General features: G+C 48.0%; 24 protein-coding genes. 14 read left to right on the top strand and 10 right to left on the bottom strand.

Translation table 11 applies throughout. The features are described 5' to 3' along the window. Nucleotides 1–24 precede the first annotated feature (24 nt). From HMPREF9441_RS05100 to HMPREF9441_RS05080, 5 genes are all read right to left on the bottom strand, one after another. Entirely contained in the window at nucleotides 25–1,794 is a 1,770-nt protein-coding gene (locus HMPREF9441_RS05100; protein WP_008618747.1) for a fused gamma-glutamyl-gamma-aminobutyrate hydrolase/peptidase, read from the bottom strand. A 5-nt stretch (nucleotides 1,795–1,799) separates the two neighbouring features. After that, the gene (locus HMPREF9441_RS05095; RefSeq protein ID WP_021979496.1) at nucleotides 1,800–2,267 is read right to left on the bottom strand and encodes an Lrp/AsnC family transcriptional regulator; all 468 of its coding nucleotides are present in this window, start codon (nucleotides 2,265–2,267) and stop codon (nucleotides 1,800–1,802) included. A 129-nt stretch (nucleotides 2,268–2,396) separates the two neighbouring features. Then, nucleotides 2,397–3,293, bottom strand: coding sequence for an FKBP-type peptidyl-prolyl cis-trans isomerase (locus HMPREF9441_RS05090; RefSeq protein ID WP_008618745.1), 897 nt, complete (start codon nucleotides 3,291–3,293; stop codon nucleotides 2,397–2,399). Nucleotides 3,294–3,302: 9 nt separating this feature from the next. Continuing rightward, complete coding sequence (locus tag HMPREF9441_RS05085) at nucleotides 3,303–4,172, bottom strand: FKBP-type peptidyl-prolyl cis-trans isomerase (protein ID WP_021979494.1); 870 nt, start codon at nucleotides 4,170–4,172, stop codon at nucleotides 3,303–3,305. Nucleotides 4,173–4,199: 27 nt separating this feature from the next. Further along, complete coding sequence (locus tag HMPREF9441_RS05080) at nucleotides 4,200–4,805, bottom strand: FKBP-type peptidyl-prolyl cis-trans isomerase (protein ID WP_008618741.1); 606 nt, start codon at nucleotides 4,803–4,805, stop codon at nucleotides 4,200–4,202. A gap of 117 nt (nucleotides 4,806–4,922) precedes the next feature. Here HMPREF9441_RS05080 and HMPREF9441_RS05075 point away from each other — a divergent pair, with 117 nt between their 5' ends. The 7 genes from HMPREF9441_RS05075 (at nucleotide 4,923) to HMPREF9441_RS05050 (ending at nucleotide 10,032) form a co-directional block, all read left to right on the top strand. Beyond that, entirely contained in the window at nucleotides 4,923–5,624 is a 702-nt protein-coding gene (locus HMPREF9441_RS05075) for an SIR2 family NAD-dependent protein deacylase (protein WP_008618739.1), read from the top strand. Nucleotides 5,625–6,192: 568 nt separating this feature from the next. Continuing rightward, nucleotides 6,193–6,447 carry a hypothetical protein gene (locus tag HMPREF9441_RS19025; RefSeq protein WP_244949626.1) on the top strand — a complete coding sequence of 85 codons (255 nt, stop codon included), beginning with the start codon at nucleotides 6,193–6,195 and terminating at the stop codon, nucleotides 6,445–6,447. 49 nt (nucleotides 6,448–6,496) lie between these two features. Beyond that, complete coding sequence (locus HMPREF9441_RS05065) at nucleotides 6,497–7,357, top strand: hypothetical protein (RefSeq protein WP_008618733.1); 861 nt, start codon at nucleotides 6,497–6,499, stop codon at nucleotides 7,355–7,357. Continuing rightward, the gene (locus HMPREF9441_RS18590; RefSeq protein ID WP_008618731.1) at nucleotides 7,357–7,506 is read left to right on the top strand and encodes a hypothetical protein; all 150 of its coding nucleotides are present in this window, start codon (nucleotides 7,357–7,359) and stop codon (nucleotides 7,504–7,506) included. Before HMPREF9441_RS05065 ends, HMPREF9441_RS18590 begins: the two co-directional genes overlap by 1 nt. Next, on the top strand, nucleotides 7,503–7,667 hold the full coding sequence (gene rd, locus HMPREF9441_RS05060) for a rubredoxin (protein WP_008618729.1): 165 nt from the start codon (nucleotides 7,503–7,505) through the stop codon (nucleotides 7,665–7,667). Before HMPREF9441_RS18590 ends, rd begins: the two co-directional genes overlap by 4 nt. A 638-nt stretch (nucleotides 7,668–8,305) precedes the next feature. After that, nucleotides 8,306–8,914 (top strand): TetR/AcrR family transcriptional regulator, encoded by a 609-nt coding sequence (locus HMPREF9441_RS05055; RefSeq protein WP_230315443.1) that lies wholly within the window; start codon nucleotides 8,306–8,308, stop codon nucleotides 8,912–8,914. Then, nucleotides 8,911–10,032, top strand: coding sequence for a 3-oxoacyl-[acyl-carrier-protein] synthase III C-terminal domain-containing protein (locus tag HMPREF9441_RS05050; RefSeq protein ID WP_008618723.1), 1,122 nt, complete (start codon nucleotides 8,911–8,913; stop codon nucleotides 10,030–10,032). The genes HMPREF9441_RS05055 and HMPREF9441_RS05050 overlap by 4 nt, the downstream gene beginning before the upstream one ends. A 56-nt stretch (nucleotides 10,033–10,088) precedes the next feature. Here HMPREF9441_RS05050 and HMPREF9441_RS05045 read toward each other — a convergent pair whose 3' ends face one another. Then, nucleotides 10,089–11,774 carry a Na/Pi cotransporter family protein gene (locus HMPREF9441_RS05045; protein WP_008618721.1) on the bottom strand — a complete coding sequence of 562 codons (1,686 nt, stop codon included), beginning with the start codon at nucleotides 11,772–11,774 and terminating at the stop codon, nucleotides 10,089–10,091. A gap of 89 nt (nucleotides 11,775–11,863) precedes the next feature. Here HMPREF9441_RS05045 and HMPREF9441_RS05040 point away from each other — a divergent pair, with 89 nt between their 5' ends. Then, entirely contained in the window at nucleotides 11,864–13,525 is a 1,662-nt protein-coding gene (locus HMPREF9441_RS05040) for a nucleoside kinase (RefSeq protein ID WP_008618720.1), read from the top strand. Nucleotides 13,526–13,549: 24 nt separating this feature from the next. On the opposite strand, the gene HMPREF9441_RS05035 is transcribed toward HMPREF9441_RS05040, so the two are convergent. From HMPREF9441_RS05035 to HMPREF9441_RS05025, 3 genes are read right to left on the bottom strand one after another with little or no spacing between them, the layout of a single operon-like run. Further along, on the bottom strand, nucleotides 13,550–14,545 hold the full coding sequence (locus HMPREF9441_RS05035; RefSeq protein WP_008618719.1) for a phosphatase PAP2 family protein: 996 nt from the start codon (nucleotides 14,543–14,545) through the stop codon (nucleotides 13,550–13,552). Beyond that, nucleotides 14,536–15,573: an NAD-dependent epimerase/dehydratase family protein gene (locus HMPREF9441_RS05030; protein ID WP_008618718.1), complete on the bottom strand. Its 1,038-nt coding sequence runs from the start codon at nucleotides 15,571–15,573 to the stop codon at nucleotides 14,536–14,538. The genes HMPREF9441_RS05035 and HMPREF9441_RS05030 overlap by 10 nt, the downstream gene beginning before the upstream one ends. A gap of 20 nt (nucleotides 15,574–15,593) precedes the next feature. Next, nucleotides 15,594–16,511 carry a cation diffusion facilitator family transporter gene (locus HMPREF9441_RS05025; protein WP_008618717.1) on the bottom strand — a complete coding sequence of 306 codons (918 nt, stop codon included), beginning with the start codon at nucleotides 16,509–16,511 and terminating at the stop codon, nucleotides 15,594–15,596. A gap of 139 nt (nucleotides 16,512–16,650) precedes the next feature. On the opposite strand from HMPREF9441_RS05025, the gene rnr reads away from it, so the two are divergent. From rnr to cysS, 6 genes are all read left to right on the top strand, one after another. Continuing rightward, on the top strand, nucleotides 16,651–18,876 hold the full coding sequence (gene rnr / locus HMPREF9441_RS05020) for a ribonuclease R (RefSeq protein WP_008618716.1): 2,226 nt from the start codon (nucleotides 16,651–16,653) through the stop codon (nucleotides 18,874–18,876). 95 nt (nucleotides 18,877–18,971) lie between these two features. Then, nucleotides 18,972–20,492: an RNA polymerase factor sigma-54 gene (rpoN, locus tag HMPREF9441_RS05015; protein WP_008618715.1), complete on the top strand. Its 1,521-nt coding sequence runs from the start codon at nucleotides 18,972–18,974 to the stop codon at nucleotides 20,490–20,492. After that, on the top strand, nucleotides 20,489–21,106 hold the full coding sequence (locus HMPREF9441_RS05010; RefSeq protein ID WP_008618714.1) for a membrane protein: 618 nt from the start codon (nucleotides 20,489–20,491) through the stop codon (nucleotides 21,104–21,106). The genes rpoN and HMPREF9441_RS05010 overlap by 4 nt, the downstream gene beginning before the upstream one ends. A 32-nt stretch (nucleotides 21,107–21,138) precedes the next feature. After that, nucleotides 21,139–21,645 (top strand): 5-(carboxyamino)imidazole ribonucleotide mutase, encoded by a 507-nt coding sequence (purE, locus tag HMPREF9441_RS05005; protein WP_008618713.1) that lies wholly within the window; start codon nucleotides 21,139–21,141, stop codon nucleotides 21,643–21,645. A 10-nt stretch (nucleotides 21,646–21,655) separates the two neighbouring features. Then, nucleotides 21,656–23,530 (top strand): 4-hydroxy-3-methylbut-2-en-1-yl diphosphate synthase, encoded by a 1,875-nt coding sequence (locus HMPREF9441_RS05000; protein ID WP_008618712.1) that lies wholly within the window; start codon nucleotides 21,656–21,658, stop codon nucleotides 23,528–23,530. Nucleotides 23,531–23,549: 19 nt separating this feature from the next. Beyond that, nucleotides 23,550–25,034, top strand: coding sequence for a cysteine--tRNA ligase (gene cysS / locus HMPREF9441_RS04995; protein WP_008618711.1), 1,485 nt, complete (start codon nucleotides 23,550–23,552; stop codon nucleotides 25,032–25,034). 230 nt (nucleotides 25,035–25,264) lie between these two features. Here cysS and HMPREF9441_RS18745 read toward each other — a convergent pair. Then, nucleotides 25,265–25,466, bottom strand: a 202-nt coding sequence (locus tag HMPREF9441_RS18745) for a hypothetical protein (RefSeq protein ID WP_008618709.1), incomplete at its 5' end; no start/stop codon positions are given.

The raw sequence follows: 25,466 nt of genomic DNA, 5'->3' as shown, positions 1-25,466 counted from the left end.
TGTTTTGCTTATTCTGTTTTCCGGTCAGCAAGTCCTGCTGTCTTGCACGAGTTGCATGACCCTTAGGAAATTTCTTCCCCAGATGCCGGCTATGTCCGTGTCATTGTACCGTTCGGCTAACAGGCGGCGGGTGAAGTTGATGACTTCCGCTGCCGATGCGCATCCCGGTATTCCTCCGTCACCGTCGAAGTCCGTTCCGATGCCTACATGCTCTACGCCCATGATGTTTACCATGTGGTTCAGGTGTTCTATGGCATCGAGGATGGAAGCCTCACCGTCTTCGCGCAAGAAGCCTTTATAGAGAGTGACTTGGGCCACTCCGCCTTTTCGGGCGAGTGCCTTCATCTGTTCGTCGGTCAAGTTGCGCGGTACGTTGCACAAGGCACGGCAAGACGAATGGGAGCAGACGATGGGAGTGGAACTAAGTTCCAGCGCATCGTAAAAGCTGCTTTCCGCTCCGTGGGAGAGATCCACCATCAATCCTAAGCGGTTCATTTCCTGCACGACCTCACGACCGAATGCGCTGAGTCCGCCGTGCTCTCCTTTCCCTCGCGCCGAGTCGCAAATATCGTTGTCGCCGTTGTGGCATAAAGTCATGTACACGATACCCCGGTCACGGAAGTGACGCAGGCGGGAGAGGTCTTTCCCGATGGCGTATCCGTTTTCGATGCCCAACATGATGGCTTTCTTGCCGGCATTTTTCAAACGTAGCAAATCGGATGGAGTGTAAGCGAGGTCTACTCCCGTACAATGGGCTGCCGCCATTTCTTCTATTTGTGTCAGTATGCGGTCGGCTTTCGCAGTGGCGGCCTGTAAAGCCTCGTCCGTCCGTTCGCCTTGTGCCAGATAGGCCACCATAATCGTGGCATCCAACCGGCCTTCCGTCATTTTGTGGAGGTCGACGAGGATGTTCGGGTCCCGTTGGTCAAAATGAATGCCTTTGTGGAAAAACATGGGGGTATCGCAATGGCTGTCCAACGTCAGCATCTTCCGGTGAAGGGCTTTGGCTTCGCGGAAAGAACCGGCTTCTTCACATAGCCACCGGAACAAAGGCATCATGCTCTCGTCTTGCCGCAGGATGAAACATTCGGGATGCCATTGTACACCCAATACCGATTTATATTCCGCCGACTCCACTGCTTCGATAAGACCGTCCGGCGACGTGGCGCAAACCCGCAGGAGAGGACCTGTCTCCTTGACGGCCTGATGGTGGAAAGAATTGACTGCGACCGGTGCCTCGCCAAGCAAGCGGCGTAAAACCAAGCTGTCGGCGGTAGGCTGTATGGTATGCGACGCATACCTTCGATCCAGTTGTTGGTCGTGTCCGAGCAGTTGCCGGTCCGCCTGTTGGCTGTAGATGTCCTGATAGACAGAACCGCCCAATGCCACGGTGAGCATTTGTATACCCCGACAGATACCCAACATCGGAATCTGCCGGTCGTAAGCCAGACGGATAAGCAGCAGTTCGGCCAAATCACGTTTGTAGTTGACGCTGTGCAGTTGCGGAATCGGTTCTTCGCCGGTAAACAGCGGGTTCAGGTCGCCTCCGCCCGAAAGCAAAAGGCCGTCTACATGCTCCAGCACATTGGCCAACGCATCCCGGTCCTCAAAAGGAGGGATGATGACCGGAGTGGCTCCCGCTTTCAGTATGGATTCAAAATAACCTTCGGCCAGTTCGCACCCCTTTTCTCCGAAATTGCCCGTAATGCCGATTACAGGTTGTTTTTTATATCCCGGGAAGCGGTTGTGGTATTGGCCGTAAGCGGTTTCCCAGTCGAAGTAACCGGAACTCATGAGAGTTATTTTTTATTTAAAACGATAGGAATTTCTTTATTGATGCTCTGTTCCAGTGAAATTAAGGTTTCGGTGGAGATTACTCCCGGAATTTCTTGCAGCTTGTTGTTCAACAGTTCCATCAGATGGGCATTGTCGCAAGCATACAGCTTGATGAGCATTGTGTAAGGTCCGGTGGTGAAATGGCATTCCACGACTTCCGGAATGTGGTTCAGTTCCTCTACTACGCGTTTGTACATCGAACCGCGTTCGAGAATGACACCTACGTAGGTACAGGTGCTGTAACCCAATGTCTTGGGATCTACGTGGTATCCCGAACCTACTATGACACCGAGGTCGATGAGGCGCTGTACCCTTTGGTGGATGGCCGCGCGTGATACGCCGCATTCCGCAGCCACATCTTTAAATGGAATACGTGCATTTCCCGTAATGATTTCCAAGATTTTCTTATCTAAATTGTCTATCTTCTCCATGGGTCTGTTTTTGTATTGATTGAACATTTTGTAAGCAAATATAGCCGTTTTTCTGCAAACTGCATGCGGTTTTAACAAAAAAAGACGCCAAAACGTGTTTTTGGCGTCCTTTTATAGAGAATAGTTCACTTATTTTTCAATTTCCAACAGTTCAACCGTAAAAATCAATGCGGAGAAGGGTGGAATTTTGCCGGCTTCGCGTGAGCCGTAACCCAGTTCCTGTGGAATGTAGATTTCCCATTTGGAACCTACCGGCATCTGTGTAAGTGCTTCCGTCCAACCTTTGATGACTTGGTTGCAGCCAAAAGTGGCCGGTTGCTTACGTTCGTATGAACTGTCAAAAACCGTACCGTCTACCAAACGTCCTTCGTAGTTCACTTTTACTTTGGAGGTGGCGGTAGGAACCTCCCCGTTGCCTTGGGTCAATACCTTGTATTGCACTCCCGAGGGTAAGGTCCGTACGCTGTCCTTTTTAGCATTGGCTTTCAGGAAAGCTTCACCGGCACGGCGGTTGTCGCCATACTTGCGTTCCATGTTTGCGTCATGGTAATACTTCATTTGCTTTTGGGCCACTTCCTCCGCTTTTTGCAAGCTCATATCCGTAGGTTGGCCTGCCAGCATCTTGCCGAATCCCTCCAAAAAGAGGTTGCGGTTGAGGGTCTTCACGGAGTCGTTCCCTGCTATCTGTTTGTCTATGCCCGGGATGACTTGTTCCTCTACTTGCTGACGAATCTGCAATCCGGCACTGTATGCCTGCAACTTTTTGCGTTCGGCTTCCGAGAGCGAAGCGTTAAAACCTTCGATGAAGTTTGCCATATAGGCGGTGTCCACGTTCATACGGCTGGTGACGTAGTTTTTCAGTCCCTGCGTGTTAGCCATACCCATGGCATAACTGAACGTGTCTACGGAACATGTATCCACCCGGACTGTTTCCGCTTTCTTGGCTTTTTTGTTTTTTCTCTTTGCGCTACCGTCGAAGCAGGCGAGGACAGCCAAGGAAAGGACCGCATATTTTAATCCGTTCATCTTCCGGTCTTATTTTTTGATGCTCAGCAATTCGATTTTGAATTTCAAGGCAGAGAACGGTTTGATTTGGCCGGCTTCTCTTTCAGCGTATGCCTGATCCTGCGGGATATATACCATCCATGTCGAACCGACGGGCATGTGGGTCAAAGCTTCGGTCCAGCCCGGAATTACCTGATTGCAACGGAATGTGGCCGGGCTCTTGCGTTCGTATGAGCTGTCGAACACCGTGTCATTGATAAGCTTGCCTTCGTAGTTTACTTCTACACGGCTGGTGTCTGCCGGAATTTCACCGTTACCTTCTTTGATGACTTCGTAATATACGCCGTTGGCCAGTTTCTTGATGCCGGCCTTCTTGGCGATGTTCGCCATGAACTCTTCTCCGGCTTTTTTGTTGTCGCCGTAAGTCTTTTCAAGGCTCTTGGCTTTCACTTCCTTCATTTTGGCCTGGGCCAGTTCCTGAGCCTGTTCGAGGGTCATTTGGCCGCCTTTTTCCATCACACCGGCAATGAAGCCTGCCAGGAAATTCTGCAAACTGATGGTCTGGGTAGAGTCGTTGCCGAACACTTCGTAGTTGATACCCTTGATCATTTGCTGGCTCACTTGCTGACCGATTTGGATACCGGCATAGTAAGCCGTTTTCTTCTTGTCGTCGCCTGCGTTGGCGCCTTCGTTCAGACCTTTTACGAATTCAGCCAGATAAGTGGTGTCCACGCCGAGGCGGTTTACCAGATAAGGCTTCAGTCCTTGGGTCTGCGCCATACCGATGGAATAACTCAAAGAGTCTACGTCCGTTTTCATGTCTGCCTTCGGAGCCGAAGAAGAACAAGAAGAAATGAGTGCTGCCAAACCGGCAGCCGCGATAATACCTGTTTTTTTCATTGTTGTTACTATGAATTAAATAAAATTTTAAAGTACTTTAATGAGTTCCACATCGAAAATCAATGTGCTGTAAGGCGGGATGGAATTTCCTGCGCCGCCTGCACCGTAGCCCAGTAAGTAAGGGATAAAGAAACGGTATTTTGCACCTTCTTTCATCAGTTGGAGGCCTTCGGTCCATCCGGCGATTACCCCGTTGAGCGGAAAATCGGCCGGTTCGCCGCGTTGCAGGCTGCTGTCGAAGAGCGTTCCGTCGATGAGCATCCCTTCATAATGGCAACGCACCTTGTCTGTCGCTTTCGGGCTTTTACCGTCGCCTTCTTGCAATATCATGTATTGCAGTCCGGAAGCAGTCGTGACTACGCCCTCTTTCTGCGCGTTTTCCTTAAGGAATTTCTCGCCGTCAGCTTTCGCTTGTTTGCCTTTGGCCTCCTTTTCCTTGTTCATGGCTGCTTCTTTTTCCTGAAAATATTGGGTCACGATACTTTGTGCCTCGTGGTGCGATACGGCCAGTTCTTTGTTTTCGAGTACGTCTTTGATGGCTTGTGCAAAATCATTGATGCAAAGGTCTTGCGCTCCCATGCTTTTGAGTTGTTGCCCGATACCCAAGCCCAATGCGTAACTTACTTTATCCATTTGCGGTGTTTTTATTAAAATGTTCTTACTAAAGCCGCAAAGTTAATTGAATTATTTGACCTTTAGGGTGATTTGCTTGTATTTTTTCCTATTTTTGTAGGTAAAAAACTAAAATAGATGAAAAAAGTTGTTGTTTTGACAGGGGCCGGCATGTCGGCCGAAAGCGGTTTGAGTACGTTCCGGGATTCAGGAGGGCTGTGGGATCGCTATCCGGTGGAGGATGTGGCCACTCCCGAAGGATATGCCCGCAATCCGGAGTTGGTCACCCGTTTTTATAATGAACGCCGCCGTCAGTTGCAGGAGGTAGAGCCATGCCGGGGACATGTGTTGCTGGCGGCCATGGAGCAAGATTACGATGTGACGGTCATCACGCAGAACGTAGACAACCTGCATGAGCGTGCCGGCAGTACGAAAGTGATTCACTTGCACGGCGAGCTGACGAAAGTCACGTCGAGTCTGGAACCGGACAACCCTAAGTACATCCGTGAGCTTCGCCCTGAAGAGTGGGAAGTGAAAATAGGCGACCGTGCGGCAGACGGCAGCCAGTTGCGGCCTTTTATCGTTTGGTTCGGCGAGGCGGTACCGATGATAGAGACAGCTATCGACGTCACCTCGACGGCCGATATTTTTGTAGTTATCGGCACTTCCCTGAATGTTTATCCGGCGGCAGGGCTGCTGAATTATGTCCCGTCCCATGCTCCCATTTATGTGATAGACCCCAAGCCCGTGGCAGGAATCCATGGCGGGGGACGTGTGCATCATTTGATGAAAGGAGCTTCCGAAGGGGTGGAAGAGCTTATGGCTTGTTTGGAGAAATAGTTTGCCGTGCCTCTCTGTTTCGCCCGTCTTGCTTCCGTTTTTGTGAAAGGGAGGAGAAGGGGTAAAGGTACATCTTTCCCCCCCTCCAGGGATTTTGGGAAAAAATGTTTCATCTTTCAGGTTTCACCGTAATGGTTTTGTATCTAATGAGTTATGAACTGAAGGATGATTCAGTCATCTTTCAGCCCTGTTTCAGTCGCGCCTTGTAGAGAACCGGAAATCGTTTGGCACACGGGCCACTTTTTTTCTCAGCCAAACGAAAAATCAATCTCAGCCGAATGATTTTTCGTTTGGCTGAGATTGATTTTCACCTCTCTGCATGACGGGAGGCTGAAAGATGGCCGAACCATCCTTCAGGGTATTAATGCGTTTTGTGCCAGAGCTTTATGTATCATCCTGAAAGATGAAACATGTTTTTGGAAAAACTCTGGGGGGGAAGGGGATGTCCTTTTATGGTTCTTTGTTAAAGAAGACTAATACCATTGCATTCCAACAGGTAGTTTCCCGCTGTCTAACGTATATACATATAGTTAAGCGGATGAAAGGTATAGTTTTACGTTACTCGAATATGAAGCATAAATATAAGAACGGTATAGTGGAAGCCTTTTCTTGGACATGGGGAATAAGCATGCTGGCTTTAGGGCTTTATTTTTTGACTGAAAGGAACAGTTGGGCTGTCGTTTGCCTTGCTGTTGGTGCGCCGATGTTTAGAACCAAGTTGTGGTGGGCGAGGATGGGGTATTGTATCATCATGATGGGGCTGCTCATATTTTGTGTGTATGTATCCTGTTCCGGAGGTTTCTGGACTGTGGGCGAGGACTGAGTGTAGATGACGGTTGTTTGATGTATTGTCGAATATAAATTCTAAATAAATGAAGGGTATTTTATATAGGGTAAGCTATGTGGTATTCTTGATGTGGAATATGCCGATGACAGCACAAGTGGCAACCAGTGTACGACCGGAAACGTGGAAAGAACAGTTGGAGTACACCCTGAAGCACCACGGGGAAGAGGCTGTGAAAAGACGGGATGGAAATGAAGCGGGTCTCTATCTGAAAGGATATACTTACCGGGGAACGATTGATTCGGAAAGAGAACTGGAGGAGGTGAAATCACGCTTGTTTTCGGACGTGGCCAACACAGTGTGCTATTATGACAAAACTCATGATGCCTACGACGTGGTGAGCGTGGGGCTGATGAGGTGCTTGTCGGGCGTGATGGGGCGGCCCGTTATGATTGACGTCATTCGCGGCGATTGTGAAAAGGGGATGCATGCGGGCATGGAAACCATTGAACTGGAATGGTGCAGGAATGGCAATACCTACCGTTCGTGGGCAGTAGCGGAAAAAGGGGGACGTATTGTTTTTGAAAATATAGGTTGCCTTATTGCAGACATGGAAAGTATGGAGCAATGCGACAGGGACAGCGCGGAATCGGAAAGAGAAAAAGTATTCGAGAGGTCCTGCACGTTGAGGAACTTGTTGGGGATGGAACTTTATTCATATAGCATGTATTGCCGCTCTTCCTTTGGCGAAGACGGAATTTTGAAGTCTGTCCAAATGCGTGCCAAGCAGTCTTCTGCTTTTGGGTGGCATTGTTCGGCTGATATTTATACGGAAGGCGGGGCAATAGACCAAGATGCTTACCATCTTTGTCACTGGAAGAATGAGGTCACCCCTCCTTGGGGCAGCACCGAGGGTGAAAGCGGAACATTCACGCACAAGAAAGAATAATGGAACAAAGAAGAGGGCGAAGTTATAGTCAGGTATATGTGTTAAAAAAACAAAAGCAAACAGGAGTTTCCGCTGTTTTCTACCTAAAAAGTAGTATACTTGCACAAGTTATTGATATAAAAATGAATTTAAACCAATTAAAACGATGAAAAAGTATATTTGTACAGTATGCCAGTGGGTTTACGACCCCGAGGTAGGAGACCCTGAATCAGGTATTGAGCCGGGTACGGCTTTTGAAGATATTCCCGAAGACTGGGTTTGCCCGGTTTGCGGTGTGGGCAAGGATGATTTCGAGCCTTACGAGGAATAAGATTTAAAAAAGGACAAAAGCGAAATTGCTTCCGGCCTGAATTCAGGCCGGAAGCAATTTTGTTTTTAAGACCTCCCATTGTTCCAAAGCGTTTTTAATGGTTTCGTCCATATTGAAACTCGGACGTACAGTTTGTTCTATAGTGTATGTTAATGCTTTTTTGTTATAAGGTGGTTTTGATATATAGATATATAGAAAAACCGGAAAAGTCAGATTGTAGATTTATCAATACCATTAATCACATAGGGCATGGTGATGGCGTGTTCTGCTTATTGAAGTATGGATTTTGTTAAGGTGGACACGCCTTTCGGATATCTTGTCCGGCTGTTATCCGAACAGAAGCTCCTATCACCTTTATGTAGCAGGTATTCAAAAAGATAGGAATCTATGAATCCGGCTTTTCCAGTTATCATTATTGTGTTTATATCGAAATAAGATATAGGTCTCACTCTTCAAAGGTAAGCAGATTATTATAATTGGCATTATATATTTGAAAATAATTGTGTAAAATTAACTATTGTGGCTGTTTTTTGCGATATGAAATATAGATTTAATATAATACTTGTTTTTATTTTATTGACTTTATTTGCTATTCTCTTTTTATTATGGTATTTTTGTGGCACATTATAAAAATACGTATGACTAAGAGTGATAAGAAAATTTTGGAAGGGGCGTTTCGTCTTTTCTTAAATGCTGATTATGAAGGCGCCTCTACGTCCGATTTAGAAGCGGAAATAGGGCTGACCAGGGGAGCCATATATTATTCTTATAAGTCTAAGGAAGAACTTTTTAAAGCCGTCATAGATCGCTTTGTCTTGAACAAGCAGAATGTATTGCAGAAGACCGGTTTTAAGGAGGAGGCTGCCAAGTGGATTTCCTTGAAAGAATATCTTGAGGTATATATAAACGGGGCGAAGAATACGATTGAATCGATGAAGCCTTTTGTTTGGGAGGGGAACAATGGCTTTGGAGGTTACTTCAGCCTTTTATATCAGGCACATAAGAACTATGAAGGATTTGATAGTAAAATTTACAACCTGTTTTTTCATGAGTATTCTTTTATAAAGGCTGTAGTAAAAAATGCCATTAAAACGAAGGAAATAAGAGATTTAGATGCCGAGGAGGTAGCGCATCACTTGAGGTATATTTTTATTGGTTGTGCTTTTGAAGAGTCTTTTAATAATGGGCTTACGGTAGAAGAGGTACAGAAGCACTTAATGTTTTATTATAATATTATAAAGCGATGAATAAAGTTTATATAAATTGTTTAAGTTCGTTTTTGCCGAATGAGTCTGTAGACAACGAACATATAGAAGATTTCTTGGGTTACATCGAAGGAAAGAAATCACGTATTAAGTCTATTGTATTAAAGCGTAATGGCATTAAGCATCGTTATTATGCACTGAATGAGGAAGGAGCGGTGACCCATCGGAATTCCGGAATGGTGGTAGAGGCTATCAAAAAATTATCTTCACTCGGGGGATGTATAGAGGATATCGATACTTTGTGTTGTGCGACAACGACACCGGATCAGTTGGTACCGTCGCATGCTTCTATGGTTCATGGGCAATTGAAATGTCATCCGGTAGAAATTTTCTCTTTTTCCGGTGTTTGTCTGACTTCTTTGCAGGCTCTAAAGACTTTGTTCAACGCTATTCGGTTGAATGAAAGTCATAAAGGTATTTGTACGGCATCTGAGTTGATTTCTCCTACATTCAGGGCTGTTAATTATGAGGTGCCCGAAGCCGTATGCGATGAGTTGTCCAATACTCAATATATGGAGTTTGAACGTGATTTCTTGAGGTTTATGTTGAGCGACGGTGCGGCAGCCTTGCTTTTGTCGGATCGGCCGAATGAAGCTGGTCTTTCTTTGAAAATAGAATGGGTGAAGACAAAATCTTATGCCAATGAGACTTCTACGTGTATGCGTATGGGAGGTGAGTTGCTTCCGAATGGAGAATTGAAAGGTTGGAAAGAGTTCGGCGACCGTTTAAATATCGGTAATTTCCTTCTCTGCCAGGATTTCAAGATTTTAATGAACGGAATGAAGTATTGGGTGGATTTTATAGAAGAGTGTATACAGGAATATGCTATGGATGTACATGAGATAAAAACGGTTATTCCTCACATCTCTTCGGCTTTTATAGGAGATGAACTGAAAAAGGAAATGCAAAGCCGTAATGTAGAATTATGGGATAACTGGTTTACGAACCTCTCTGAAGTCGGTAATATCGGGTCTGCATCTATCTTTGTTGCTTTGGATGAATACATGGCTACGCGTGCACAAAAAGGTGAGAAAATATTGCTGTTGGTTCCGGAGAGTGCGAGGTTTAGCTATGGTGCAGCATTGCTGACCGTTGTCTGATATTATCAATGTATAAAGTTGATAAGTGGGGATAAAAGGATTAAAGCCATGAGCTTTTAGGATTCTTTGGCTTCCAACCGTGCTTCCGTTACATTGAGGATGCAGTCGGAGAGTTGTTCGCATTCGTTGATGACGTCCATATACATTGCCCCGGTCTGGTAATTATACACGCCGTTGTTTACGTCTGTAAAATTCAGATTACGTAGTTGATTGCGGAATTTATTGATTTCTCTTTCTATATAGTAAGCTGTGGAAGCCTCTCTCGGGGCTTTCCGGATGGATAAGATGGTTCGCATTTGTTCCAGTGCTTGTTCTGCCAGTTGAAACATTTGGTGAATGTGTTCCAACTGTTTTTCCGTGAGTTGTTGGGTGCTTCGATAGTTCCTCCGGGCAGTATGGGCGATATGATGGCAACTGTCTCCGATGCTTTCTATTTCAGCTACTTCGCGTAGCATGCCGCAGATTGCACGTTTAAGGTCGGCCGATGGCTCTTCGGCACAGACTTTGTTCAGGTAGTTGGCTATGTCCACTTCCATTTCATCGCAAATGTCTTCATAGTGTTCCACCAAGGTGAAAATATTTTTAAATTCCGTTTCATTGGATACGGAGAATAGGAAACGGGTTTGTGTGAACATTTTTGTGACGGTGTCGGCATAGTTGATGATTTCCTTACGGGCTTCCATGATGGATTGTTCCGGAGTGTCGAGTATCCCTTTGGTAATGAAACGCAACTGGCTTTCCTCTTCGTCGTTGTGTCGTGGTTTGGCCACCCAGCGGGTAGCCAGTTGTTCGAGAGGGTTGACCAAACCGATAAACAGGGCGGCGTTGCAAAGATTGAAACCGGTATGAAAGGCTGCCAAAACGTAAGCCAGATTTTTGTCGGCCGTCATGAGTTTTTGCGTCGGGTCGAAATGGATAAAGTCACATAGCAAATTGACGAAATAAGGAAAGGCCAAAAACATCCAGGTTACGCCACTCAGATTGAAAACCAGTTGCCCGAGAGCAGTACGGCGGGCAGGTGTTCCGGCAGAAGATGCCGCACGGCAAGTGACGATGGCGCGGCCGATATTCTCACCCAACACAAAAGCCACGCCGGAATAGATGGACCATACGCCGGTGGAACACAGAGCCATTGAAGTGGCCATGAGGACGGCTGAGGACTGTACGCCGAAAGTGACGGCGGCACCAATGAATAACAATATGGCGTATGAACCGTAATTCTCATGGGAGACGGCCAAGTAGCGGGCTATACCGTCAGGACCGGTCAGCGTCATGTCGTCGGCCATGTGGCAGAGCAGGCCAAGGCTCAGCAGGATGAAGCATAGGCCGAAGATCGAGTTTCCCAGCGCATTCCATTTGCGGTAGTAGGTCATTATAAACGCCACTAATATCAAGGGGTAAATGTAGTTACTGATGCTGAAATTGAATTCGGCGGCCATAATCCAGGCGATGAATGTATTGCCTACTGATGCTCCCATGAGGATAGGCAGGGCTTGGACGAGTGTGAGCATGCCGGCATGTACGAAACTGACGGTCATCAGAGAAGCTGCGGTGGAAGACTGTATCATGGCTGTGACCAATGCACCGGTGAGTAATGACGTGAAGCGGTTGGTGGTCAGTGAATCGAGAATATGTCTGAGCCGGTCTCCGGCCAGTTGCTGCAGACTCTCTCCCATGAGTCTTGTACCGTACATCAGCAGGCCAAGGCAACCTAAAAGCTTTAAAAATGCTAAAACCACCATAAACAGTCGAAATATAAGTGAACGATAGTATGTTTTCTCCGTCCCATTGCCTATTTTTAAGGTGTTTATTCAAATCCTCGAAAAGCTTTATGGTACAAGAAATCAAAATACGTTGCAAAAATAATAAAAAAACTCTTCAACTCCCTATCGGAAGTACACTTTGGGATGCTTATCATGCGTTAAATCTGCAAATGCCTTACGGACCGGTCAGTGCGAAGGTCAATAATAAGGTGGAAGGACTTCATTATCGTTTTTATAATGACAAGGATGTGGAGTTCCTTGATGTCACTTCATCTTCAGGGATGCGTACTTATACCCGCTCGCTTTTTTTCGTGTTGGTAAAAGCTGTGAAAGATTTATTTCCCGAGTGTGTGTTGCGCATCGAGACGCCGGTATCGAGAGGGTACTATTGCGACTTGCGTATAGGGCGGCCGATAGAAGAGGATGACGTGACAGCCATTTGGCGTCGGATGCGTGAAATTGTAGATGCCGATATACCTTTTCACCGTATACAAAGTCCTACGGAGGATGCGATAGAAATGTTCCGTCGTCAGGGAATGACGAGTAAGGTGAGGTTGTTGGAGAGTTACGGTGCTATCTACACACATTATTACCAGTTGGATCAGACGGTGGATTATTTTTACGGTTCATTGCTGACGTCGACGGGAGGATTGAAGGTGTTTGACGTAATGAAATATTATGATGGCCTGTTGTTGCGTATTCCGTCCAGGAAGAATCCTGAAAAACTGGAGGAGATGGTACATCAGGAGAAGATGCTTGAAATCTTTCGGGAACATCATCGTTGGCAGGAAATCGTTGGACTGGGTACTGTAGGTGACTTTAACAAAGCTTGTCAAGAGGGGCGGACTACGGAATTGATCAACGTAGCCGAGGCATTACAGGAAAAGAAGATCGTACGTATTGCCGATGAAATACAGTCGAGGCGGAATCTGAAACTGATATTGATAGCCGGTCCGTCGTCGAGTGGGAAGACGACATTCAGCAAACGCTTGTCCATTCAGTTGATGGCTAACGGGATAAAACCTTATCCCATATCGTTGGATGATTACTTTTTGGATCGGGAGCACACGCCACGGGACGAGCATGGAGAATATGATTTCGAGTCGCTCTATGCTTTGGATCTTCCGTTTTTCAACAGTCAACTGCAGGCTTTGTTGGCAGGCGAGGAAGTAGAACTACCCCATTTTAATTTTCAGACAGGGGTACGTGAGAAGAGTGGGAAGAAACTTCGGTTGGAAGACCACATGATTCTGATTCTGGAGGGTATTCACGGTTTGAATCCTGAGCTGACAGCCCAGATTGAGGAACAATACAAATATCGTATTTATGTCTCGGCCATGACGACCATCTTGTTGGATGCGCATAATTATATTCCGACTACGGACAACCGTTTGTTGCGGCGTATCATTCGCGATTACAAATATCGGGGTTATTCGGCCTTGGATACCATCCGCCGCTGGCCCAGTGTACGCGAGGGAGAAGACAAATGGATTTTCCCTTATCAGGAGGAGGCCGATGCCATGTTCAACAGTGCTTTGTTGTTCGAACTGGCAGTCATTCGCAATCAGGCTCTGCCGATATTGGAGAGGGTACCTGAAAATGTACCGGAGTATTCCGAGGCTTATCGTTTGCGTAAGTTCCTGCGCTATTTCGTACCTATGGCAGATGATGAAATTCCACCGACTTCCCTGTTACGTGAGTTTGTGGGGGGGAGTTCTTTTCATTATTGATTTCCGCAGTCTCTCGGCGGACATTCATGTTGCTGAAGACAGGGGATTCTTTGGGGCTCCGGTCGAAAGGGAATATATCCATTTGCTCAGGCAGAAAACCGGATAGGAGGCTAATATCCCGGCAATGGCATCCACTAAGTAATGTGCCTGAATATAGACTGTGGCCAGTGTCAAAAGGAAGGCGAAAGGCAATAATATGAAGAAGAAACGTTTGCTTTGCGGACGGATCAGATAAAGCAGGATAAAAGTAATACCGATATGCGAGGAAGGAAAAGCGGCTGTCGGACGTTCGCCGGAATCCTGAGCCCATTCTACTAAATGACAGAAGAAACCGTCGGCATAGCCCGGCGAGGGTAGCATATCGGTACGATGGTTGAAGTAGGTGCCTAAAGACGGAAATATCCCGTTCTCGACACTTTCCGGACTTACGGCCTGAAAATAGAATTGGGGGCCGGCAACGGGGAGGAAAATATAGACAAGATAAAAGATGAAAAAGGAACACATGACGGTGAATGAGGCTTTCTCGTAACGGTCATTGCGACAGAGAAAGAAGAAAACCATGACGGCCACGATCATGGGATAATAAGAGAAATAACCCATATTTACGGCTTCGGAAAACCAGGGCCATGGACAAAGGCGGCTGAATTCCAATGAAGGCTGGCAACCGAACAGCACTGCATCCCATCGGGCGAATATGTGGTCCAAATTGGGAAACGTCCGGTTGAACTCGTAAGTGTCCGGATACCAGTAGCTGAGCAAAGCCATCTGTGCCGTGATACGGATGAAAGTCATAAGTCTGCGCGGCCAAAGGAGATAGATTCTCCATAATAAGATTGTACCGAGAAAGATGTACAGGCGGTCGGCGAGCATGTCCCAAGGATGGTTCATGTCCGGCCAAAGCACGAACATGGTCAGGGTTGTGAGGATACTGTAGATTATAGCCAGCCATTCAATCGGCCATAAGCCTTTGGATTGATTGTCGTGTCCGGTAAGCCATTGGAAGGATTTTTTCATAGCCATCCCTCCTTTTTATACCAGGCTATCGTTTCTTTGACTCCTCGTGCCAAAGGATATTCGGGACGGAAGTCCAGTTCTTTCACGGCCGGTTGGATGTCGCATTGCCAGTTGCGTTGGCATAGAATGTGAAATTTGTCACGGTTAAGGGTGGTGGTGCGGCCTCGCCATGTGCTGAAACTGCCATTTATGGCGCATACGACACGAAGAAACCATACCGGGGCTTTGATGCGGAGCATGAACGGATGTCCGAGCTCCGTGCGTATCAGGTCGCTGAATTCCGTACTGTGGTATATGTTTCCATCGCTGATGAAAAATTCGCGCCCGATGATATCTTTTACCATGGCAGAGAAAACGGCTTGTACGAGGTCTTTCACGTAAATGAATGTGATTTCCTGCGGACGGTAACCTACGCTGAAGTCCACGTGTTGTTTAATACTTTGCGCCATGACGAAATAGTCTTTTTCACGTGGCCCGTATACGCCGGTGGGACGGAGAATGACATAAGGAAAATCTTTCAAAGACTTGAGATAACGTTCGGCTTCCAACTTGCTTTCCCCGTATGCCGTGTTGGGGCGTGGCGTATCATTTTCCCGTATCGGGGCATATATCCAAGGATTGTCCGAGGTGGCGTGACGTACTGCCTGTTCGCGTATGGCGCCGAACACACTGAGGGAACTGATGAAAATAAAACGCCCGGGCACCATGTCCAGTTCGCGGAGCGTATCGACAAAATGACGTGTACCTTCCGTATTGGTGCGGAAAAAGTCTTCACGTCGGATACATTTGGTGGCTCCGGCTGCATGTACGATGACATCCCAACCTCCGAACTCGGCCTTGCATGCCGCCAGTTGGGAGCGTAGGATTTCAGGATGTTCCATGTCTAATTCAACGAAACGGATTCGGGAATCCTGAAGATAGCTCCGGCTACTGGTGGCACGTATGCCTGCCCACATCGCGTGTCCTTCCGTCAGCCCCTTTTCAACGATAAAACTACCGATGAAGCCGCTGGCTCCTGTTACTAATATTTTCATACGCGTTTGTTCTATTGGTTTTATTCCCTGTAAGTGCCATCGGCACTCTTCACGGGTTCCACATGGATGCCCACATGGGTTTCATTTCCGTATTTTTCTTTCAATTTGTTTTCTATGACCGATGCCTTGGCGTGTGCTTCATACAAAGTCAAATGCCCGTCCATCCGGATGTGCATCTCTATGGCATAATGGTTGCCGATGCGGCGTGTGCGTAAGTTGTGTATGGCCGACACTCCCGGTGTGTTCTCCGTAATGAGGCAGATTTCTTTTTCTATTTCATCCGGCAATGATTTCTCAGTCAGCTCGTCCACACACGGCTTCAAGAGTTGGACGGCTACCTTCATGATGAAGAAACTCACGACCACTGCAGCCATAGGGTCGAGCACACTCCATGATTCACCTAAAACTATAGCCCCTCCGATACCTATGGCTGTTCCGATGGAGGAGAAGGCATCGCTACGGTGATGCCAGGCATTGGCAATGACTGCACTGGAATTGATTTTGCGTCCCACGTGGATGGTGTAACGATATATCAGTTCTTTGGAAACGATGGAAATGATGGCTCCGGCAAAAGCAAGCATGCCCGGGGCGGGAAGACGACCTCCTTGCCATACGGTTTGGATAGCTTGTAGTCCGTTCCAACAGATGCTTGCGCCTACGGCAAAAAGTACGATACCTATTATTGCTGTGGCCAGCGTTTCGTATTTGCCATGGCCGTAATCGTGATTTTTGTCTTGCGGTTTATTGGAAATACGTGTGAAGATGAGTACGACGATGTCTGTTGCAAAATCAGATAATGAATGTACGGCATCCGCTATCATGGCTGCGCTATGCCCCAGAATTCCGGCTATGAATTTGAATATGACTAACAGAAAGTTGACAAAACTTCCTGCCCATGTGACTTGATAGATGGCTTTTTCCCGTTCGGTTAGTTTCATTGGTCTGTTGGCTTATGAAAAAGAAAGAACAAAGATAAGCATTTTCAGAAAAAATAAGAGATAAAAGAGGAGCGGAATGAATAAATATGCTTAACTTGCAGAAAGATTATAGATAACAAACCTCTAAAATATCAGATTTATGGGAAAAACAGGAAAGAAAGGCGGCAAGCGCCTGAAGAAAAAAGAACTGGCGAAAATGTTAATGGAACTTTTTCAAAATAATCCCGCCGAGGTTTACGACATTAAACGTATATTCAGAGACTTGAAACTGGACACTCATCCCGCCAAGTTGCTTTGTATGGACTTGTTGGAAGATTTGGCGATGGATGATTATATAAAAGAAACGGAGAAGCTGCATTTCCGTTTGAATACCACAGGGCAAGTGTTTGAAGCCATATTCAATCGCAAAGCGAACGGTAAAAATACCGTGACCCCGTTGGATGGAGGAGAGCCTGTTCTTGTGGCCGAACGGAACTCTTTGCATGCCATGGGAGGAGACAAGGTGAAAGTGACTTTGTTAGCCCGCAGGAAGCATCATGTACGCGAGGCGCAAGTGGTCGAGATTCTCGAAAGGAGTGACAGGTCGTTTGTCGGAAGATTGGAGGTGCGTAAGGATTTTGCTTTCCTGCTCACCGAGGACCGTACGCTGGCCAACGACATATTTATTCCTAAAAAAGCGTTGAAAGGTGGTAAAAGCGGAGATAAGGCTGTGGTGAAGATTACCGAATGGCCCGAACATGCCAAGAATCCGATTGGTAAGGTCGTGGATATATTGGGGCAGAGTGGAGACAATACCACGGAAATGCACGCCATTTTGGCTGAATACGGTTTACCTTATGCTTATCCCAAGTCCGTAGAAGATGAGGCTGAGAAGATCGACCCGGGTATTACGGCCGAGGAAATCAGGCAGCGTGAGGACCTGCGTGAGGTGACGACATTTACCATCGACCCGAGGGATGCCAAGGATTTTGATGATGCGATTTCCATTCGTAAAACGGATGACGGATTGTGGGAAGTAGGAGTACATATTGCAGACGTCTCGCATTATGTAAAAGAGGGGAGCATCATAGACAAAGAAGCTGTGAAGCGTGCCACCAGCGTGTATCTGGTAGACCGGACGATTCCGATGCTGCCTGAACGTTTGTGTAATTTCATCTGTTCTTTACGTCCGAACGAAGAGAAGTTGACTTATAGTGCCGTTTTCAAGTTGGACGACAAGGCTGTAGTCAAAGACTGGCATCTGGCCCATACGGTCATCAAGAGTGACCGTCGTTTTACGTATGAAGAAGTACAGAAAGTGTTGGAAGACCATAAGGAAGCTTCGCCTGAAGACTATAAGATGCCGGGCGACCATGCGGCAGATCCGAACTTTAACGGGCCGGACGTATTGCCGGCCGAACATTTTGCCACGGAATTGATAACGTTGAATCGTTTGGCCAAACAACTTCGTGCTCGGCGTTTCGAACATGGTTCCATCAATTTCGACCGTAGTGAGGTTCGTTTTGATATAGACGATAAGGGTAAACCGATAGGAGTGTATTTCAAGGTGGCGAAAGATGCGAACAAATTGGTGGAAGAGTTTATGTTGCTGGCTAATCGTACGGTAGCTGAGAGTGTGGGGAAGCAGCCTAAAAATAAAAAGCCCAAGACGCTGCCTTATCGTGTGCATGATTTGCCGGATCAGGACAAGCTGATTAATCTGAGTGAGTTTATTGTGAAATTCGGCTATAAACTGAAGCCGACAGGGGCTAAGGAAGAGGTGGCTAAAGGATTGAATAAGCTATTGACCGACATTCAGGGGAAGAAAGAACAAAATCTGATAGAAACCGTTTCGTTGCGGGCCATGATGAAGGCGCGTTACAGTACGCATAATATCGGACATTACGGGTTGGCATTCGATTACTATACGCATTTCACCTCCCCTATCCGCCGTTATCCAGACGTAATGGTGCATCGGTTGCTGACACGGTATGCCGACGGAGGACGCAGTGCCAGTCAGGACAAGTATGAAGAATTGTGTGAACATTGCAGTGCGATGGAGCAGTTGGCTGCCAGTGCCGAACGTGCCAGTATCAAGTATAAGCAGGTGGAATTCATGAGCGACAAACTGGGGCAAGTGTTTGAAGGAACCGTAAGCGGTGTGACGGAGTTCGGCCTGTATGTGGAAATCAATGAGAATAAATGTGAAGGTATGGTGCCTTTGCGTGATTTGGATGACGATTATTATGAATTCGACGAGCGTAACTACTGCTTGTGGGGACGTAAGTATCATCATCGTTATTCTCTGGGGGATACGGTACAAGTAAAAGTGGCGAAAGCCAATTTGGAAAAGAAGCAGTTGGATTATGCTTTGGTCAGAGAATGAGAGGGCGGAATCCAATCATTTGTCTGAATATATTTGGCATTTTTCGGGTCATACGCTAACTTTGCAACGGAAAACGTCTCATTAAACGTGTATATATGTCACAGAAATTAGTTCAGTCTCAATCTATGCAGCAGGTTCAGACACTGTCCCCGCAGCAGGTGTTGCAGGTGCGGTTGCTGGAAATGCCCGTTTCAGAGCTGGAACAACGCGTGAAAAACGAATTGATAGACAACGGAGCGTTGGAAGAAAGTCTGGGAAGTCCCGAGGATGCCGATACGTCTTCGGAAGATGTCTATGACGGAACAGATGCAGAGTCGGCCGGAAGCGAGACTTCCGGGTTGGACGGTGGTCTGCCTTCCGATGAATATCGTCCGGCAGAGGTGCGGCAGGCGATGGATGATTATCGGACTCCGGACGATGTGCCGGATTATCTGTTGCAGGAACGGGGAGGGAAAGACCGTCCGGAAACGATGGACTATGGCGACACGACATCTTTCTATGAGCAGATGACGGAGCAGATGAACGAATGTGACCTGACACCGCGTGAACAGGAACTGATGACTTATCTTATCGGTTCGTTGGAAAATGATGGCTTGTTGAAAAAGAAACTTTCCACATTGGCGGACGAATTGGAGATATATGCAGGAATACAAACTACGGAGGCGGAACTGGAAACAGTGTTGGCCCGTTTGCAGACTTTCGATCCTCCCGGTATCGGAGCACGCGATTTGAGAGAGTGTCTTTTGCTGCAACTCCGCCGGGACGAACATCGCGGGAGCCGGCAAAAACAGTTGGAGTATGAAATTATCGACAAACTGTTTGATGAATTTACCCATAAACGCTGGGACAGGATTGCCGCCCGTCTGCATTTGACAGAGGCGGAATGCGAACGTTTACAGAGAGATTTGAAGAAGCTCAATCCGCGTCCGGGAAGTGCCATGGGCGAGGTGGTAGGACATAATTATCAACAGATTGTGCCGGACTTTGCCGTAGAGACCGATGACGATGGGGGGATTACCCTTTCGTTCAATAAAGGCGACGTACCGGAGTTGCGTATCAGCCCTTCGTTCATGGAAATCCTTCACCAGGTGGATACCGGGCGTGCCAAGATGAGTCGGCCGGAACGGGAAGCTTTGCAATATACCCGCCAAAAGATAGAAAAAGCACAGGGCTTTATCGAGGCTGTGAAACAGCGTCGGCGTACGTTGACCGCTGTCATGCAGGCTATTATTGATTTGCAGCGTCCTTTCTTTCTGGAAGGAGATGAGACTTTGTTACGCCCGATGATATTGAAGGATGTAGCCGAGCGTACGGGATTGGATATCTCTACCGTATCCCGTGCTGCCAACAGTAAATACGTGGAGACCCATTACGGGACTTATCCGCTCAAATGGTTTTTTAGCGACGGTTATGTGACAGACGATGGGCAGGAGATTGCTACCCGTAAGATTCAGGCCGCTTTGAAGGATTTGGTCGAGGCGGAAGACAAGAAGAAGCCGCTGAGCGATGAGGCATTGACGGCGATGTTGAATGAAAAAGGCTTTCCCATTGCGCGGCGCACGGTGGCCAAATACCGGGAACAACTGGGAATCCCCGTAGCACGGTTAAGAAAATGAAACACAAGGGACTTATTGTAGCGGCTCGTCTGTTGTCGGCAGTGTTCAGACCATATTACATACCGATTGTGGGGTTTGTGGCCTTGTTCACTTTCACGTATCTGAGCCTGTTGCCGTTGCTTTACAAATTGACGGTGGTGGCGATGGTATATGTTTTCACTATATTATTGCCTCGCTTGTGTATTTACGTATATCGTAAGCTGAACGGATGGGCGCCGGTGCAACTGCGTTTGCGGGAGAACCGTGCCATACCTTATATATTGTTCATCCTGTCTTACGTGGCCTGTCTTCATTTGATGTTCCGTATGCACATGCCGCGTTATATGTGCGGTATTTTAGTGTCGGCTTTGCTGATACAGATGGTATGCGTCATTGTGAATGTGTGGTGGAAAATCAGCATGCATTCGGCCGGGGCAGGCGGTGTGATCGGTGCGTTAGTGGCTTATTCGGTACTGTTCATGTTCAATCCTGTTTGGTGGCTGTGTGTTACGGTACTGATATCTGGAGCTGTGGGGACAGCACGTATGTTGCTCCGTCAGCACAGTCTGGCGCAAGTGGTGGCCGGTACCCTCGTGGGAGTGGTTTGCGGTTTTGCCGGTATAATTTTATTATAGAAAACGAGTTCAATTAAAAATTCAGATAAGTCATGAAACCAGTTGTAAGTATTATCATGGGCAGTACGTCCGACCTTCCGGTGATGGAAAAGGCTGCCAAGTTCTTCGATGAGATGGAAATCCCTTTCGAGATGAACGCTTTGTCGGCCCATCGGACACCGGTCGAGGTGGAGGCTTTTGCCAAAGAGGCTGCCGGACGCGGCCTGAAAGTAATTATTGCGGGAGCGGGGATGGCAGCGGCTTTGCCGGGTGTGATAGCGGCCAATACGACATTGCCCGTCATCGGGGTTCCTATCAAGGGGATGTTGGACGGTTTGGATGCCATGCTTTCCATTATTCAGATGCCTCCCGGCATACCGGTGGCTACGGTGGGAGTCAACGGAGCGCAGAATGCCGCCATTCTGGCCGCACAGATGCTGTCGCTGGCTGATGAAGGACTGGCTTTGCGTTTGGCGGGTTATAAAGAAAACCTGAAGCAGAAGATTGTAAAGGCCAATACGGAACTGGCCGATGTGAAGTATAAGTTTAAGTGCAATTAAAGACAGACGGATGAACTTGTTCGATTACCGACGCAGGGAGACCGGTGAAGTGCAGATCGGCGGTACGCCGTTGGGCGGGAACCATCCGATTCGGGTGCAGAGCATGACGAACACTTCTACGATGGATACCGAGGCCTGTGTGGCTCAGACGTTACGCATTGCCGAAGCCGGAGGAGATTATGTACGTCTGACGACCCAAGGGGTGCGTGAGGCCGAGAACTTGCGGAACATCAACGCCGGTGTACGTGCGGCAGGCTGTGCGGTACCTTTGGTGGCCGACGTGCATTTCAATCCGAAAGTGGCCGACGTGGCAGCTTTGTATGCTGAGAAGGTACGTATCAATCCCGGAAACTATGTGGACGCAGCCCGTACGTTCAAGCATCTTGAATATACGGACGAGGAGTATGCGCAGGAGTTGAAAAAGATAGAGGAGCGTTTCGTTCCTTTCTTACGCATTTGCCGTGAGAACCATACGGCCATTCGCATCGGTGTGAACCACGGTTCGTTGAGCGACCGCATCATGAGCCGCTATGGAGATACGCCGGAAGGTATTGTGGAGAGTTGCATGGAGTTCCTGCGCATTTGTGTGAAGGAAGATTTCAAGGACGTGGTGGTGTCCATCAAAGCCAGCAACACGGTGGTGATGGTACGTAGTGTGCGTTTGTTGGTCGATGCCATGGAGCGTGAAGGAATGCGTTTTCCTTTGCATTTGGGTGTGACCGAAGCCGGCGACGGTGAGGACGGACGTATCAAGAGTGCCGTAGGCATCGGGGCTTTGTTGGCAGACGGTATCGGTGATACGGTCCGTGTGTCATTGAGCGAAGCTCCGGAGGCTGAAATTCCGGTGGCACGTAAGTTGGTGGATTATGTGCTCCGTCGGGACGGTGCCATGATGATACCGGCAGCCGAAGCGGAGGATTTCGATTACTTGAACCCCGTACGGCGGAAAACGCGAGCCGTGCGTAATATCGGAGGAGACCATGTGCCTGTTGTCATAGCCGACCGTATGGACTTGGCTGCTTCCGGCAGATTGAAAGGTTTCAAAGCTCATCCCGATTTTCGTCCCGACTACATTTATTGCGGCCGTAATCTGCCTCCCGTGGAAGAGCGTGAGGGGGATTATATCGTGGATGCGGATGTCTGGACCGGTGAATCCGGTACGTATCCGGCTTTTCCTTATAATATGCTGCCTTTCATGAGCCAGTGTACAGCCGATTTGAAGTTTCTTTTCCTTTCATACGGAGCTTTGAATGAAGAAGTGCGTGCCTGCCTGAAATATCATCCGGAGGTGGTGGTGATTTCTCAAAGCAACCATCAGAACCGTTTGGGCGAGCATCGTGCTCTGGTGCACGAACTGACGCGCGAAGGTTTGCAGAACCCCGTGGTCATTTTCCAACAGTACGCCCACGGGCAGGAGGAAAAGGAGGATTTCCAAATAGAAAGTGCGGCCGACATGGGAGCCTTGCTCTTCGATGGGCTTTGCGACGGCCTGTACCTATATAATAATGGTACGTTGGAGCATCGCGACATAGACGCCACCGCATTCGGTATCCTCCAGGCTGCCCGTTTGCGGACGACCAAGACGGAATATATCTCTTGTCCCGGTTGCGGGCGTACGCTCTACGACCTGCAAGACACGATAGCCCGTATTAAGGCGGCCACCGGGCATCTGAAAGGCCTGAAGATTGGCATCATGGGCTGTATCGTGAACGGTCCCGGCGAGATGGCGGATGCCGATTACGGTTATGTGGGGGCTGCGCGCGGTAAAGTCAGCTTGTATAAGAAAAAAGAATGTGTGGAGCGGAACATTCCGGCGGAAGAAGCTGTGGAGAAACTGCTCCGTCTGATCCGGGAAAACGGAGACGACCCGGAATATGCATCATAGACCATCAAATACATTGATTATGGAACAAAAATTATTTATCTATAATACGCTTTCCCGTAAAAAGGAAGAGTTCAAACCCGTCACGCCGGGTCGTGTCGGGATGTATGTCTGCGGGCCGACAGTATATGGGGATGCTCATCTGGGACATGCCCGTCCGGCCATTACGTTCGACCTGCTGTTCCGTTACTTGCAGCATATCGGTTATAAAGTACGCTATGTGCGTAATATTACGGATGTGGGGCATTTGGAGCACGATGCCGACGAAGGCGAAGATAAAATTGCCAAGAAGGCTCGTTTGGAGGAATTGGAGCCGATGGAGGTGGCACAATACTACACGAACCGTTTCCATGCGGCCATGGAGGCTCTGAATGTGTTGCCGCCCAGCATCGAACCGCATGCCACCGGGCATATCATCGAGCAGATAGAACTGGTGAAGGAAATCCTGGATAACGGTTATGCCTACGTCAGTGAGGGCAGCGTGTACTTCGATGTGGAGAAATACAACAAGGCGCATCATTACGGCAAGCTTTCCGGACGCAATCTGGAGGATGTCATCAACAACTCCCGGGCTTTGGACGGCGTGGGAGAGAAGCATAACCAAGTGGATTTCGCTTTATGGAAGTGTGCCCAGCCTCAACATATCATGCGTTGGCCCAGTCCGTGGAGCAACGGTTTCCCCGGTTGGCATTGCGAGTGTACGGCCATGGGGCGCAAGTACTTGGGCGACCATTTCGACATCCATGGTGGAGGAATGGACCTGATTTTCCCGCACCATGAGTGTGAAATCGCACAAGCCGTGGCCAGCCAGGGCAGCGACATGGTGAACTATTGGATGCACAACAACATGATCACCATCAACGGGCAGAAGATGGGCAAGAGTCTGGGTAATTTCATTACTTTGGCACAGTTCTTCAGCGGTGAGCACGAAAGCCTGACGCAGGCTTACAGTCCGATGACCATCCGTTTCTTCATTCTTCAGGCTCATTATCGCAGTACGGTGGATTTCAGTAATGAAGCTTTGCAGGCCAGTGAGAAAGGATTGGCCCGCCTGATGGAGGGCATAGCCAATCTGAAGCGGATTACCCCGACAGCGGGTGGCAGTGTAGAGATGGCGTATGTGGACGAACTTCGTCGGAAGTGCTACGAGGCGATGAACGACGACCTGAATTCACCCATCGTCATCAGCCACTTGTTCGATGCCTGCCGTGTCATCAACACGGTGGTAGACCAAAAAGCTACGATGGCCGGTGATGTATTGGCCGCCTTGACCGAAGTGTTCCATACCTTTGCTTTCGACATTCTCGGTTTGAAAGAAGAAACGGGAGGCGGAAGTGGACGTGAAGAAGCTTTCGGCAAAGTGGTGGATATGCTTTTGGAACAGCGTATGATAGCCAAAGCCAATAAGGATTGGGCTACCAGTGATAAAATCCGCGATAACCTGGCCGCTTTGGGCTTTGAGGTGAAAGATACGAAAGACGGTTTTACCTGGAAACTGAATAAGTAAATCCGGGGCTTCTTTTCCGGTTATGCCGGATGGATAGGAGTTGCGCACGTGGGGGGATACCTTTACGTGCGCAGTTTGTTTTACAGGCTTGGTGGCTTTGGGACTTGTTTCGTTGCCGATGCTTTCCGCCTTGCCGGAATGGTCTGGATATGGAAAGGGGCAGCCCTTCCTTGGACTGCCCCAAAATCGGGAAACGTCTTGTAGTTCCGTTCCTCTTCGAATGGGAAACCTTAAAACTCGTTTCCCCAGATGTCTGTGAACTTCTCCATGTTGGTCAACACCTCAATGTCTCCGTCTGCAGGATCTTCTACGCGAGGAGGGATGGTGCTGGTTGCCATCATCTGGTCGGTTTCCACATTGCATATTGAAATCTCTGGTTGGATATATTTGCTCTTTTCCAATGTTGTCCTAAACGTTTTTCGATAAAAACAA

Source organism: Paraprevotella clara YIT 11840, assembly GCF_000233955.1.
GTDB lineage: Bacteria > Bacteroidota > Bacteroidia > Bacteroidales > Bacteroidaceae > Paraprevotella > Paraprevotella clara.
This window is presented reverse-complemented; position numbering and strand designations above follow the sequence as displayed.